Here is a 14,940-nt window from a genome sequence, read left to right on the forward strand (position 1 = left end):
AGAATGAAGTTTTACAATCGAGATTTTCCTGCGAAAGCATTTTCAAACACAATATTTGGCATAGCATTTGTATAAAAAACTATCTCTTCGCCAATAATTGAAGGCGCTCATGCCCAAACTATTCTTTTTGTTTAGTTTTTGCATTGTTTCTCCCTTATTTGCCGTCGGCGTTCATGTGATTGCCGTTGGCGATATCCTCCTTCACAAAAATCTTCAACAAAAGGGAATGGCAAAAGGGTTCAGTTCGCTTTGGCTTGCAGCGATACCTCAATTGATAAATGCTGATATTACTTATGGAAATTTGGAAGGTCCTGTCGCCGAAATGCTGGATATGCACGGGAATGAAATCACTAATCCCAAATACGCCTATACTTCTTTTCCTATGTTTAACTACCCCCCATCCTTAATTAGGTCACTCAAATTATCGGGGTTTGATGTGGTTTCCACCGCGAATAACCATACACTCGATCGTTGGAGTGTCGGCATTGACAAAACCATCGCCGTCTTAAATGAAAATGCAATCGCCTTCACCGGTACACGACGGCAAAACAGTGAAGACTCCTGGTTTGCCGAAACCAAGAGCAATGGTGTTACTATTGCCTGGTTAGCCTGTACTCAAGATACCAATGGTATTGCAGACAAACACAGGCAGGTACTGCAATGCTATCGTGATAAAAAACAAATACTTGCTTTAATCAGTGAGCTTGCTCAAAATCATAATGCGGTTATCGTCACACCTCACTGGGGAATAGAATTTCAAACCAAACCGAATAAAGAACAACAACAATTGGCAAAGGAATTCGCACAGGCAGGTGCTTTAGCAATTTTAGGTTCGCATCCACATTGCATCCAACCCTTTGCCTGGTTAACAACAGACACCGGTAAAAAGGTATTCGTCGCTTACTCTTTAGGTAACTTCATTTCTAATCAGGGGAGTCTTAAAAATCGCAGTAGTGGCTTACTTTCCTTGTATCTGGAAAAGCAGAGTGATGGAACTACCACAATTGCCAAAATTGGTTATCACCCCACTTATATGGAAAACCGCGGCAATAAAATGCATCTGTCTTTAGTAACTTCTAAAAAGCATCCGGCTTATCAATGGCTAAAGACTATCATTGGAGAGAAATATCTAATGTTACCTCCGGATGAAACGGCAAAAATTAAAACTTTCACTCGCTCATTGCAACGATGAACCAAACTTAGACAACACTAGATCATTCCAGGAGGAAGCGTCTAAAAATTCACCGCGCATGGCCCGTAATATTTGCTGCAAAGAAAGAAATTGTGCACTTAACTGAAAATATAAATCCGCCGTTTGCCGTTCATGCAGCTCTCCTACAGTGAGATATGCCGCTTGTCCAATATCAACGAAATAGTCCAAACTTACATGTCTTTTTTTAGCAATTCCTGGGAAAAGGCCACAAAATAGCAAACTTTTGTCACCTACGTCCTTTAATAATTCCACTTGCCGACGAGGATTATTCATAGATTCAAGAAAATCCAGAGCGAGAACGGATTCAATCAACCTTGGCCCTTGTGAAAAACGCATCAATAAAAAAACCAGATAACTTTCTGTATTTTCATCAAGGACTAAGCGAGTCGATGCTTGAGCCTCATTAACCAGCGCATGCCATTGACTGATCTCGGTGGGATGCAAAATCAATTGCTTCATGTTATCCCCCAATTCCATTCTTTTGCTTTACTGTTAGTTTAGCAAACTGCATACCAAAATGAGATTTTAACACGTTGAAAATTAATAAAACCAATACCACCGTCCACTTTGCAAGGATTTTTGTCGATAATAAGTTATTGGATGGGTTCGAATAAGTGTTCATCACAAGCTTCCTGCTTTTGACTGGCAATAGGAGCAACAAAGCATTTTATAAAAGCTTGCCAAAAATCATAGTACAAATGTTTTTGTAAAGGATGTTCATCACTAATGGGAAAGCATGGTCCATGATTAGCTTCCAGCAACCAAAGACGTTGCGTATTATCTACCATAAAATCAAATCCAAATACTGCCAAGGTACGCTCCTTGTCACAGCAAAACGCTTGAGGATATTGTTGTTCTAAACCTTTTATTGTCAATGATATGATTTGTTTAATCTGCGGGTAAAATGAATAAAAAAAATCAAAGCGCCACGACGGTATTTGCACTACATTGATTTCGGGATCATGTAAATGCTCATTGGTTAAATGAGAGCGCAAATCAGCAAATTGCCCTGCTTGAAAAGGATGTAGTGCAACATTAAAGTACCCTTTTGGGTAAAGATAAGCCCCTGCATAATTAGTAAGAACGATGAACATGCGAATGCTGTATTTATGCCCTTTGGGCGGCCTCAATAGATGAGGTTCAGTAATGTATTGTTGTAAAACATGCTCTCCCCCTAATCTTGCTGTATTAAGAAAATGGGCTTCCAATGCAGAGAGCGTTTGAAAAATCTTAATTTCTTTGCCGTTATTAAGTAAAGCTGGCTTTAAAATCCAAACCAGGTTAGCCACTTGATCTTGATAATATCCTGCTTCACGGTAATATTCATCGGCAATCTGCCCTAAAACTACCGTCCAATTCATGTCATTAATGCAATAGGTTAATGGCATTACCTGCGGACAATATTTATTAACCAACTGAGCTAACAAATGTTTATACTCCAAACATTGAGCAGCAGCCAAATCAAATTGCAAATTCTTATTACTAAAATCCGCCTGCCACTCGAAACGGCTGCAATGCCAACCCTGTTCTTGTAGGTGACGATACAAATTGTAATGGGTTGGCGATTGTGCCTTCTTTAGAGAAAAACTTGGGTGTTGCTTTCTTATAAATTTAAGCATTTTCTGGGCGATATTTACGATAATTCAATAAAACTAATGATAGTACACCAGACACCAACCCCCAAAATGCCGCTCCTATACCATAAAGAGAAATTCCAGAAGCTGAGACCAGAAACGTAATCAATGCTGCCTCACGTTGCGGTTCATCATCAATCGCTGCTTTTAAACTATTCGCAATAGGGCCTAATAATGCCAATCCGGCTATGGCTAAAATTAATTCTTTCGGAAAGGCAGAAAATAAAGCCACTACCGTTGCACCGCAAAGACCGGTAATTATATAAAAAACACCAGCATATACTGCCGCAAGATAACGCTTCTCCGGCAACGAATGAGCCTCCGGTCCTGCACAAATTGCTGCAGAGATGGCGGCCAGATTAAATGCATATCCACCCCAGGGCGCCAATAGTAACGTAGTAAGCCCAGTCCAACTAATCAAAGGTGATATCGGTGGTCTATAACCCGAAGCATGAAGCACAGCAATACCGGGAATATTTTGCGAAGTCATTGTCACTACAAACAGCGGGATACCAATACTGATTAAAACCGACCAAGAAAATTGTGGTATCGTTAGTACAGGTGTTGATAAGGCAAAATGAAAATTTTCAAAATGAAATAGACCTTTACTTTCAGCAATCAATGCACCTAATACAAGAACCCAAAGGATAACGTAACGAGGAAATAAACGCTTGCCGAGTAGATAAGCAACCAGCATCACGCACACCAGCAAAAATTGCTCCTGCATCGCGACAAAAACATTCATCCCAAAATGCAATAGGATACCTGCAAGCATGGCAGAGGTTAGTGCTCGTGGGATATAAGTAAGCGCCTTTTCAAACCAGCCTGTTATCCCAGATAAAAAAATTAAGAGGCCTGAAAAAATAAACGCCCCAATGGCCTCTGGCATAGAAACGCCTGATAAACTTGTAACCAATAAAGCCGCACCAGGTGTTGACCAAGCCGTTAAAATAGGCACACGATAATACAAAGAAAGACCAATACAGGTACTTCCCATCCCAATGCCTAAGGCCAATAGCCATGAGCTCACTTCCGCAGGGGTTGCACCTGCTGCCGCTGCCGCTTGAAAAACGATGACTGCAGTGCTAGTAAAACCCACCATGACTGCAACGAAACCCGCTGTGATAGTTGAAAAAGTGAAGTGCTTAAACATAAACAATCCCTGAAGAGGTTAAAAATAAATGCTAAATCTGTGTTATGCTTGGCGATCAGATTGTGCGTTATAGCGCACATTATACCACTGTGCGCTATAACGCACAATCACATGGGAGTTGCCATGCAGAATATGTCAGCACATATTGCCAAAACCTTAAGGTCTTTGCGTCAACAGCGAGGTTGGAGCCTCGATAAAGCGGCCCAAGAAACCGGCGTAAGCAAGGCAATGCTAGGTCAAATTGAACGAGAAGAGTCAAGTCCTACAGTAGCCATCTTATGGAAAATTGCCACTGGTTTTCAGGTTTCTTTTTCTTCTTTTTTGGCGGAATCAACTCTCAGCTCACAGGAATTGATTTATCGTTATGCCCCGGAGCAAGGACTTAAACCCGTTGAGGAGCAAATTCGCATCAAAGCCTTGTTTCCTTTTGACAAACAACTACGTTTTGAAATGTTTGTCATTGAGTTGTTGCCGGGATGTGAACAGCTATCAACACCTCACGAGCAAGGAGTAATAGAGCATGTCATCGTCATTAGTGGTAAAATGGAGGTTTTAATCAACGATGTTTGGCAACCTTTGCAGTGTGGCGAGGGGCTTCGTTTCGATGCTCACCAACCACATGGTTATCGGAATAACGGGCATGAAAATGCTTTATTCCATAATATCATCCACTACCCTAAATATTAATTAATAATTTTGCGACTACAACTTCGGTTTTTTCGCTTCGTGTTCATGGTCTTGCAAAGCACAATCCGGCCGACATTCTTGCTTATATAAAATATAAGCTTTATAAAAACTCTGATCCTGAAGTTTTTTCTCAAAATACTTGATGGCATCTTTATCTCCATAACCTACTGATAAATCAAGCCAATCAAAACCAGCTAGCCAATCGCATTCGAGGATAACGTTGGAAAAATCCACTGTAACTTTCGGATCCATTTCTTTTTTTAATGCGTCTAAATCGCCAAATGAAATTAGGGCTATTTCAAACTGAGCACCACTATAACATTGTTTCCCTCTAGAGTTTGTAACAATTCTCTTGGCTTGCATCAACGTAATTTCAAAGTATTCTTGAAAAGGAATACTTTGTCTTGGTGTAAAGAGTTTTCCTTTCATGGCATCCCTTAACTTTCAATAATAGAAAATATTTTACCCATTTTTCTTGGCAAGAAACTTAACATCTAACATTGCTACTTTTATTAATTTTTGCATCAGTATATCCTTGATTAAAGTATCTGCTTCATAGCTTCATAGCAATAAGGAAGAAGTGATATAAACCATGGTTATGAATTTTAAGGAAAAATAAATAGCGTGAAGGTCAATGCATGATTTCTTCTCATCCAAGAGCTCACCCACCTAAACCATCTCGTCCACACTTTGCTAACAGTAGAATGTTAGCGCTTGCAGCCATCGGCGGGTTAGTCATTGGCACTGCAGTGGCAGGAATACGCCTGGGTGTTGGTTTTCTGCAAACTCTCTTTTTTGGTACTGATGTTAATTTATATAGCCCAACAGAGGTTGCAGCTTGGCGAATTATATTAGTCACTTTAGTAGGCGGTCTGATTCTTGGGCTTCTTTTAAAACTTGCTGGTCGTTTTCACCGCCTGGCTATTGTCGACCCGGTGGAAGCAAATGCCCTGGAAGGTGGCAAGATGTCTCTCGGTGACAGCCTAACCTTAGTTGGTTTATCCATCGTTTCTATCACCATTGGAGGCTCTGTTGGCTTTGAGGCCGCCATGACTCAGCTTGGCGCAGGCAGTTTGAGTTTTATTGGGCAATGGTTAAAACTTGAGCGGCGTGATTTAAGAATTCTTGTTTCTTGTGGAACAGGAGCAGGCATTGCTGCCATTTTTGGTGCTCCTCTTGCCGGAACCTTTTATGCTCTTGAACTTGTAGTAGGCGGTTATGCCATGCGTGCATTATTACCAACCTTGCTAGCAAGTGCCATGAGCAGTCATGTCATTTATATTTTTATTGGCTATGAACCTATTTTTCTAGCCTCCGATATAGGGCCGCCAGCACTTTGGCATTTCCCCTTAGCCATTTTCGCAGGGATCTCTGCAGCAATCATTGGCATCGCCGTCATGCGTGGGACAACTGGGTTTGAAAAGCTCTTAGTCTCAAATCGTGTCCCGACAGTTGCCAGGCCAGTCGTTGGCGCCTTACTACTAGGATTGATTTCCATACAAGTTCCCCAAGTGATGGGACCTGGTCATCATAGCATTAATGAAATTCTAGCCGGCAGCAACTTGCTAGGAATAATGACCATTATTCTTCTTGCCAAAATTGCTGCATCAGTTGCTTGTGTGGGCTCTGGATTTCGCGGGGGTTTATTCTCTGCATCATTATTTCTTGGCGCAGCTTTAGGTTATCTTATCCATGGCTTTATACTACTACCAATTTTTGGCCCAACTATTCCATTGGATTTGGCAGTTGTTGCTGGAATGGCTGGCGTTGCAACTTCAATTATAGGCACCCCAATTGCCATTGTTTTACTCATGGTGGAAACCGCAGGTTTACAAACAGGCGTGGTTACCACCGCAATTACAGTCATCATTGCCAGTCACCTTACTCGTTATTGGTTTGGCTATTCTTTCTCAACTTGGCGATTTCATATTCGCGGTAATGATCTCTTTGGGCCAAGAGATATTGGCCGCTTGAGAGAATTAACCTTTGGTGATCTACAACTGCACAATCCTGCGCGCATCCCGTTGGATATGTCTCTCACAGATGCAGTCAAAATAGCCTCAGAAAGTGACTCAAGGGCTGTTGCTGTAATAGAAAAGGGGAGACGTTTTATGGGGCTGGTAAGCTATAATGAGCTCATGGAAGTCATCAATACTAACTCTCCATTAGCACTGTGTAATTTAGCAAAAAAACCCAATCTTTGTGTTCTCAAAACCGAACCATTAATTAACTATATTGCAGCAATTGGTGAAAGCTCTGCCGGTGAAATCGCTGTTCTTGACGAACAAGAGCATCTCATAGGATTAGCGTCAGAAGTAGCCGTACTGCATCGATATCTAATGGAAATCCTCGCTGCAGATAGGGATGATGCTATTCAGATTATTAATAAGTAAAAGGTTGTTGGTACTCGCTATGAGAGATAAGTACTCGACAACCTTCATATTAACATTTCAACTCGAACAAATGCGAATGGAAGCTTGAATTAGTTGAAGATTATTTGTGCCCTTTCCTGTAGCACCCTTTCAATAGTATCCTTTTTGGTATACAAATTATTAATGACAAACTGGGCAATATACTCTGCAACTTCCTGATAACTTTTCTTGGCAGACTCGTCACCTAATAACTGATTTTTTTCGCATTGAACTAATAATTTGTGATGCTCATTATCGTCAAGATTTAATGTTGATAACGAAGGATACAGTTCTTCACCTGTCAGTTTCCCGCCCATGTACTCATTAAATTTTTCCAAAAACTCAAGATTTTCGTCAAATTGCCCAACCTCAGCGACTCTCCTCAAAATCCCCTCGTTGTTTCCATCCAGAGTGGAAAAATAGCCGCCCCTGACTTTACAACTATTAGGACAACTTAATTTAACTGCGTCGATAAAGGAACTAATTTCCTGCCCGCCAACCTTTGTCGTTACCTGGGTAGCCTGTGGCTTTGAAAATAAAAAGCTATTTTTTCGTTTAAACAAAAAGGAACTTTTTCTTTCCTTTGAGGTCGCCTCTTTTGTCAACTGCGGTTTTAAGGACAAAGAGTTGTCCTTAGGTGTAGATGGTGAGCTTTCCGCCTTTGATTTAAATCGGAAACTTATTCCCCGCTTTAAAACCTTACTCTCCTCTTGCTTGCTCTCCTTGCCCATATCGAGATTTAAATGAGAAGTACTGAGCGATCGTCGAGAAAGTTTTTGTGGTTCTTCTTGAGAACTATTTTTTGTTTCTTTGTTCGATTTCAACTCTTCAGATTTTGACTGTATAATTTGTGGGCTAGATTTTTCCTTTTTGCGCTTTGGTGAAAACATTAAATACCTACTTTTGCTACTAATACAATTGAGCGGCAATGGTAGCACAATATTCGACTAAAAGTAAAAATTTTTAACAGAAAGATACCAAAAACTCTTTCCGCACAATATTTTTTCATCCTCGACATTTGCGATTTCTATGTCGTTCCTCCCTACATTAGCAATAAAGAAATCTTAAAGCGCTTGCAAACAGAACACAGACTGTGTATAAAGGTATTTGTTTGTAACATAAATAAGCACAAAGACGATTGATGAAACTTTTAGTGAACATCTTAAAAAACAATAAATTAATGGAAAGACTATGTCTTAGTCTTCGTGTTGTTGTCGTCCTCATAGTCAATGTGGCCGTTGCGGCCATCTAACTCCCCACTACAAATCGCTACCAATAATTATCCGTCAAACAACTGAGAATTCAGCTATGCAACAATATAAATCCATTTTTATCTATGGCTTCGCCATTTTTGCGATGTTTTTTGGTTCTGGAAATCTGGTTTTTCCTTTGCAAATCGGGGAAGCCGCTGGCAATAACTGGATCGTTGGTTTTATAGGTCTTTTATTGACAGGAATTTTTTTACCACTGACAGGACTCTTTGTCATTAAATTATATCACGGTAATTACAATGCTTTTTTTGGTGAGGCAGGTAAGCTCGCAGCCATTTTACTTCCCCTCTTTATGCTTTCTTTATTAGGGTCTTTTGGGGTTGTACCTCGATGCATTACTGTAGCTTATGGCAGTCTTAGTTATATTCTGCCGCAAATTAAATTAATTCATTTTAGCCTCTTCTTTTGTATGATTACTTTCTTTTTTTGTTTGAATGACAAAATTATGATCAAGATATTAGGAAAATGGATGAGTCCTATTTTGCTAATAACGCTGGTAATTTTGATTCTAATCGCTGCTCTCAAAGCCCCCTCTTCAATGACCTCTATTGCCGCCGACGAAGCCTTTAAAAATGGTTTTCTAACGGGTTATCAAACGATGGACTTATTTGCTGCATTTTTCTTTTCTGCGCTTATTTTTAGCCAAATCCAGCAGTTGCTCCCCAACGCATCTCCACGGGAAGTTCTTTTATTCGCCATTAAGCCAAGTATCCTCGGTGCTTCTTTATTAGCCCTCATCTATTTGGGCTTTGTTTTTCTTGGCTCTCATTATTCCTTGCTGATTTCTGGCATAGAGCCAGAACTCATGTTACCTAGTATTGCCAAACAAGCGATGGGCAATTCCGCCACTTTGTTTATGGGAATTGCCATGTTTTTTTCTTGCTTAACGACTGCTGTTGCTCTTAACAATCTTTATGCGCGATATCTTTGCTCGCTTTTAAAACTTAACGACAGTAATTTTTACCTAATATTATTGTTTACCACTGGTTTATCTTTTATCATTTCACTTCTGGATTTCAAAGGAATAGCTGCCTTTTTAGCCCCAATTCTTGAATTGACTTATCCGGGCATCATTGCACTGACTTTAATGGCCATTGTGATTAAAGGGCGTCAAGCATTTAAAAAAGCAGTTTTTTATGTGATGACATTATTGATGTGTATTCCTATGGCAATGCATTAATCTCGTTTATCAATACTAGGGAGACTTTCAAATGGCTTTATTTTTTCAACGCAACTTTGCCGCAGAATTCGAAACATTAACAGTTCGGCTTAATAAATTAAAAGAAACGCTTCTTGTTAAAAAAGCCGAGAAACATAACGTAAATGAATCACTAGAGAAAGCTTTCGCAACTGCTGCTGAAGACATTGATAAAATTCTTAAAAATTATCAGTTAGCATTAACCAACAGCACGAGTGAGAGCCACAAAAAACAGTTGCTTGAAGAGTATGAGACAATGATAAGTTGTTTGGAAGCAATTGCTGCTAACCCAGAAAACACAAATGCTCATGAATTAATTAAAGAACTTGAGAAAGACAATGAAATTTTGCCATCTAAAGAAACTTTAAGCCGCGTTGGAAATGCACTTGCTGCTGTATTTTGGTTGGGAGTTTGTACAATTGCCAGTGTGTCACTGATACTCTCCATATCAACGATTCCTGCTGACCCAGTTGGTGGTATTGCCTTTGCCATGATTTCTAGTGGTTTGATGGCCTACTCTTACTGTAAGATAGCCGAAAATTTGGATGATTTATTTGAGCCAAAACATTATTACCAAAACCAAATGCAAATTAATTCTGATGAAATTGCTCTTGTTAAGCATGTGCATGATGCATATGAGGTACCTGCTCTTAGTATGTAAATCATAAAAATCAACCCATCTCTTAATTCCCCTAAAATCAAGGGATGGGTTTAGTCTAACTCGTGTAATAGGCATTCACCGTGAATCAATGTATAATGGTGAATCCGTGAACACATGCTCTGCTTTGCTTCACGCTTTAAATCACTGCTTCACCCCAATATAGGTCATTTATGATTGAACAAATTCGTAATATTGCCATTATCGCACACGTCGATCATGGTAAAACTACTTTAGTTGATAAGTTACTACAACAAACAGGTACTCTTAACGAGCGAGCTCCTAAGGTGGAGCGTGTGATGGATTCTAATGCTTTAGAGAAAGAGCGAGGCATTACCATTCTTGCGAAAAATACTTGCGTACATTGGCAAGGCTATCAAATTAATATCGTTGACACTCCCGGACACGCAGACTTCGGTGGCGAAGTTGAGCGCATCCTATCAATGGTTGATTGTGTATTACTACTTGTCGATGCAGTGGATGGGCCGATGCCTCAAACGCGTTTCGTAACTCAAAAAGCCTTTGCCCGAGGTTTAAATCCAATCGTTGTTATTAACAAAATTGATAGACCTGGCGCAAGACCACATTGGGTAATGGATCAAGTTTTTGATTTATTCGATAACTTGGGCGCGACAGATGAGCAACTCGACTTCCCTGTTGTTTACGCTTCTGCGTTGAATGGATATGCCAAAATGGCACTGGAAGATGAAGCCAGTGATATGTCAGCTTTGATGCAAACCATTGTTGATAAAGTGGCCCCCCCCGATGTCGATGCTGATGGTCCTTTCCAGATGCAGATTAGTTCGCTTGATTATTCCTCCTACGTCGGAACAATTGGTATTGGTCGTATTACGCGTGGTAATATTAAAGCAAAATCTGCGGTGAAAATTATTGACCAAGAGGGACAAGTACGTAGCGGCCGCTTGCTGCAACTACTAGGCTTTAAAGGGCTTGAGCGAGTGGAAGTAGAAGAAGCCAGAGCTGGAGACATCATTGCTGTCACTGGTATTGAGCAACTTAATATTTCCGATACCTTATGTGATCCGAATCATGTAGAAGCGCTACCTCCATTAACCGTAGACGAGCCAACAATTAGTATGACTTTCCAGGTCAATGATTCGCCTTTTGCAGGTCAAGAGGGTAAATTTGTTACCAGTCGAAAAATTCGCGAACGTTTACAAACCGAATTACTTCATAATGTGGCCTTGCGTGTAGAAGATACTGAAGATCCAGATAAATTTAGAGTTTCCGGCCGCGGTGAATTGCATTTATCGATTTTAATTGAAAATATGCGCCGCGAAGGCTATGAACTTGCTATTTGTAAGCCAGAAGTTATTTTGCGTGAGGAAAATGGTGAGCAACAAGAACCCTATGAGCGTCTTACTGTCGATGTTGAAGAAACTCATCAAGGTACCATTATGGAAAAACTTGGGGAGCGTCGCGGGGAACTGCAAAATATGCTCCCTGACGGCAAGGGTCGTGTGCGCCTTGATTATATTATTCCAACTCGTGGATTAATTGGTTTTCATACGGAGTTCCTCTCAAGTACCTCAGGAACAGGATTAATGTATCACGTTTATGATCATTACGGTTCAGCCATTCGCGGTCGTATTGGTAAACGTAACAACGGCGTTCTTATTGCCAACTGCCAAGGAGCAGCGCGTGCTTTTGCTCTCTTTAATTTACAAGAACGAGGCCGCCTGTTCGTTGAACCACAAACCGTATGCTATGAAGGTATGATTGTCGGCATTCACGCCCGCGATAATGATCTCGTCGTTAATGTGACTAAAGAAAAACAATTAACCAACATTCGTGCGTCAGGAAGTGATGAAAATATCTTATTAACACCTCCTATCAAATTATCATTAGAACAAGCGCTGGAATTTATTGATGATGATGAATTGGTAGAGGTCACACCAGAGACAATCCGCTTGCGTAAAAAAGCGCTGAAGGAACATGAGCGTAAACGTGCCTCACGAGCAAGCGACGATTGATTTAACCATTTTCATCCATAATTTAGACACCAAGGGAAAAACTCATCTTGGTGTCTTATAATTCCAAATTTCCAGCCCAATGGGATTTTGAGCCAGAAGGAAATATTGTAAAATAGTCTTGCATCCCTTTCCAAATTAATACTACTAACGAATAAATCATGAAACAAAAATTCAAGCGAGTTATTCTGTATGCACGCCAACACCGTGCTAATCAGGGTGTCAACGAAAGTTTGCATCGTTTAGTTAAGTTTCTGCAGCGCGAGCAAGTGGATGCCTATTTAGATATCGATACAGCAACTCATTTTGATGTTGATTTACCCACACTTGATCGCACCCTGATGGGAAAAAAGCAGGACTTAATTGTGGTTGTCGGTGGAGATGGCAGCTTACTTTCTGCAGCTCGTATGGCGATAAAAGTCAATGTTCCTGTCATTGGTATTAATAGAGGACGGCTGGGGTTTCTAACAGACATTTCACCCCAAAATATAGAACATCATCTTGGCGCTGTTCTCAGCGGTAAATATGAGGAAGAGCCTCGTTTTTTGCTTCACACATCTATTCATGATGGAGAAACAATTTATTTTCAGGGTGATGCCTTAAATGATGTGGTATTGGGTCGCGGCAATGAAACTCATCTTATTGAATTTGATGTATTTATTAATCAACGTTTTGTAAGTCGCTATCGTTCAGATGGTATGATTTTATCAACCCCCACGGGTTCTACGGCCTACGCTTTATCTGCTGGAGGCCCTATCATGCACCCCCAATTAAACGCCATTGTCTTGGTACCCATGTTTTCTCATAGTCTAAGTTCACGCCCCATCGTGGTAGACGGAGAGGTAAAAATTGACTTAAAGATTAGTGAGTGCAATGAAAGTGATTTGCGCATTAGCTGTGACGGTCATGAGTCACGGCTCGTTAAACCAGGACAATTAGTCTCCATTGAAAAAAACACGCAGCAGCTTCGTCTTTTGCATCCTCTTGATTATCATTATTATGATACATTACGCATCAAACTAGGCTGGGAATCTAAACATCAGGGATAAATCATGCTCACCACCTTGCGCATTGAAAATTTTGCTATTGTTAAAAAATTAGAACTTGATTTTTCAACAGGCATGACGGCTTTCACCGGTGAGACAGGGGCAGGTAAATCCATCATGATCGATGCGCTCATGCTCGCCTTAGGTGATAGGGCCGATGCTTCAGTGATCCGTGCTAATGAAGAAAAATGTGATATCAGCGCCAGCTTTCACATAGAGCAGGATTCTCTTCCAGCACAATGGCTTGCTGATAATGATTTAACCGCTGAAGATGAGACCGTTATACTTCGGCGCGTAGTATACGCGGAAGGGCGCTCCAAATCCTATATCAATGGTCATCCCTTTCCATTGCAGAAAGTAAAGGAGTTAAGCGAAATGCTTGTCCATATTCATGGACAACATCAACATCAAACGCTGATGCAGCATACAACCCATAGAGAGCAGCTTGATCGCTACTCTGGCCATTTTGAATTGCTTGATGAAGTTCACCAGCTCTATAAAAAATGCCAGAAAATAAAACAAGAATTAGCATCATTGCATGATACAGCAACGCACAGTGATAAAGCCGACTTATTAAAATTTCAAATCAATGAATTGTTGGCGCTTAATCTACAAGAGAATGAAATGCATACCTTGCATGACGAACATCAATTATTACATCATGCCTGTGATTATCTTCAAAATGCACAACAGATTACTCATCTTTTGAATGCCGATGATGAAGCTAATATCTGTCAAGGTCTTAATCAAATTCTGCACTTATTACAAAGCTTACCGCAAGAACAAAATCCTATTAAGAACTGTGTAGAATTAATTAATAATGCACTTATTCAGTGTGAAGAAGTGCTTGGTGAGGTTAAACAATTTTCCGAACAAGTGCAATTGGATCCTGAACGTCTGCAAGAAGTAGAAACTCGCATGAGTATTCTGCATCAAGTTAGTCGTAAATATCATGTCGATGCTAATCATTTAGCAAACCATTTATCGCAACTACAAGAAGAATTATTGCAATTGGAAGATTCTGAAAGTCATCTTGAAAAACTACAACTAGAATATCAAAAGCAGACAAAAGCCTTTGAATTGGCAGCACAAAAGCTTAGAACCTCTCGAGAGTTATATGCTAAAAAATTGACAACAGAAATTAGCGCCAGCATTCAACAACTTGGGATGCCTAAAGGACGAATAGAAATTGAAATCACTCCTCTTGAAAAAATGCAACCGCATGGTTTAGATAAAATAGAATACAAGGTTTGTACTAATCCTGGTACGACTCCAGATAGTCTGGCAAAAATTGCCTCCGGAGGCGAACTTTCCAGGATAAGCCTTGCGATTCAAATGATCACTGCACAGCGTGGCTCTACGCCAACCTTACTATTTGATGAAGTTGATGTTGGTATAGGAGGGGCTACAGCAGCCTTGGTCGGACAGCTACTACGTAAATTAGGCGAGCGTTTGCAAGTTTTTTGCGTGACTCATCAGCCACAAGTTGCTTCTTGCGCCCATCAACACTTTGTTGTCGAAAAATACAGTGATAATCAACAAACATACTCACGTATTATTGCTTTAGATGCCGGTGAGAAGGTTAACGAAATCGCGAGGATGCTGGGTGGCATAACAGTTACCGAGCAAACTCGCTCGCATGCTAAAGAACTACTAGAGCAAAGCTCTTAAGATTAAT

At 40.4% G+C, this 14,940-nt stretch carries 13 protein-coding genes; 8 read left to right on the forward strand and 5 right to left on the reverse strand.

Going from position 1 to position 14,940, the window contains the following annotated elements; translation table 11 throughout:
* Nucleotides 1-109: 109 nt before the first annotated feature.
* Nucleotides 110-1,192: a CapA family protein gene (locus Lbru_RS15225; RefSeq protein ID WP_058442977.1), complete on the forward strand. Its 1,083-nt coding sequence runs from the start codon at nt 110-112 to the stop codon at nt 1,190-1,192.
* Here the strand turns inward: Lbru_RS15225 and Lbru_RS15230 are convergent.
* The 3 genes from Lbru_RS15230 to Lbru_RS15240 all read right to left on the reverse strand — a co-directional run bounded on the left by Lbru_RS15230 (nt 1,178) and on the right by Lbru_RS15240 (nt 4,000).
* Nucleotides 1,178-1,672, reverse strand: a complete 495-nt coding sequence (locus Lbru_RS15230; RefSeq protein ID WP_058442978.1) for a hypothetical protein — start codon at nt 1,670-1,672, stop codon at nt 1,178-1,180. The genes Lbru_RS15225 and Lbru_RS15230 overlap by 15 nt on opposite strands.
* A gap of 134 nt (nt 1,673-1,806) precedes the next feature.
* A complete protein-coding gene (locus Lbru_RS15235; RefSeq protein ID WP_058442979.1) occupies nt 1,807-2,832 on the reverse strand; it encodes an ATP-grasp domain-containing protein in 1,026 nt (341 codons plus the stop codon).
* The gene (locus tag Lbru_RS15240; RefSeq protein ID WP_058442980.1) at nt 2,825-4,000 is read right to left on the reverse strand and encodes a benzoate/H(+) symporter BenE family transporter; all 1,176 of its coding nucleotides are present in this window, start codon (nt 3,998-4,000) and stop codon (nt 2,825-2,827) included. Before Lbru_RS15240 ends, Lbru_RS15235 begins: the two co-directional genes overlap by 8 nt.
* A gap of 123 nt (nt 4,001-4,123) precedes the next feature.
* Between Lbru_RS15240 and Lbru_RS15245 the strand changes: the two genes are divergently transcribed.
* A complete protein-coding gene (locus Lbru_RS15245; protein ID WP_058442981.1) occupies nt 4,124-4,687 on the forward strand; it encodes a helix-turn-helix domain-containing protein in 564 nt (187 codons plus the stop codon).
* A 15-nt stretch (nt 4,688-4,702) separates the two neighbouring features.
* Here Lbru_RS15245 and Lbru_RS15250 read toward each other — a convergent pair whose 3' ends face one another.
* Complete coding sequence (locus tag Lbru_RS15250) at nt 4,703-5,116, reverse strand: hypothetical protein (protein WP_058442982.1); 414 nt, start codon at nt 5,114-5,116, stop codon at nt 4,703-4,705.
* 209 nt (nt 5,117-5,325) lie between these two features.
* Here Lbru_RS15250 and Lbru_RS15255 point away from each other — a divergent pair, with 209 nt between their 5' ends.
* Nucleotides 5,326-7,080: a chloride channel protein gene (locus Lbru_RS15255; RefSeq protein ID WP_058442983.1), complete on the forward strand. Its 1,755-nt coding sequence runs from the start codon at nt 5,326-5,328 to the stop codon at nt 7,078-7,080.
* An 89-nt stretch (nt 7,081-7,169) separates the two neighbouring features.
* On the opposite strand, the gene Lbru_RS15260 is transcribed toward Lbru_RS15255, so the two are convergent.
* Complete coding sequence (locus tag Lbru_RS15260; RefSeq protein ID WP_058442984.1) at nt 7,170-7,988, reverse strand: hypothetical protein; 819 nt, start codon at nt 7,986-7,988, stop codon at nt 7,170-7,172.
* A 418-nt stretch (nt 7,989-8,406) separates the two neighbouring features.
* Here Lbru_RS15260 and Lbru_RS15265 point away from each other — a divergent pair, with 418 nt between their 5' ends.
* The 5 genes from Lbru_RS15265 to recN all read left to right on the forward strand — a co-directional run bounded on the left by Lbru_RS15265 (nt 8,407) and on the right by recN (nt 14,933).
* Nucleotides 8,407-9,549 carry a branched-chain amino acid transport system II carrier protein gene (locus tag Lbru_RS15265; protein WP_058442985.1) on the forward strand — a complete coding sequence of 381 codons (1,143 nt, stop codon included), beginning with the start codon at nt 8,407-8,409 and terminating at the stop codon, nt 9,547-9,549.
* Between the two features lie 31 nt (nt 9,550-9,580).
* Nucleotides 9,581-10,228 carry a hypothetical protein gene (locus Lbru_RS15270; protein WP_058442986.1) on the forward strand — a complete coding sequence of 216 codons (648 nt, stop codon included), beginning with the start codon at nt 9,581-9,583 and terminating at the stop codon, nt 10,226-10,228.
* A 170-nt stretch (nt 10,229-10,398) separates the two neighbouring features.
* Nucleotides 10,399-12,219: a translational GTPase TypA gene (gene typA / locus Lbru_RS15275; RefSeq protein WP_058442987.1), complete on the forward strand. Its 1,821-nt coding sequence runs from the start codon at nt 10,399-10,401 to the stop codon at nt 12,217-12,219.
* A gap of 158 nt (nt 12,220-12,377) precedes the next feature.
* On the forward strand, nt 12,378-13,265 hold the full coding sequence (locus tag Lbru_RS15280; RefSeq protein ID WP_058442988.1) for an NAD(+) kinase: 888 nt from the start codon (nt 12,378-12,380) through the stop codon (nt 13,263-13,265).
* A gap of 3 nt (nt 13,266-13,268) precedes the next feature.
* The gene (gene recN, locus Lbru_RS15285) at nt 13,269-14,933 is read left to right on the forward strand and encodes a DNA repair protein RecN (RefSeq protein ID WP_058442989.1); all 1,665 of its coding nucleotides are present in this window, start codon (nt 13,269-13,271) and stop codon (nt 14,931-14,933) included.
* The last annotated feature ends 7 nt before the right edge of the window (nt 14,934-14,940 follow it).

The organism is Legionella brunensis (genome assembly GCF_001467025.1).
Classification (GTDB): Bacteria; Pseudomonadota; Gammaproteobacteria; order Legionellales; family Legionellaceae; genus Tatlockia; species Tatlockia brunensis.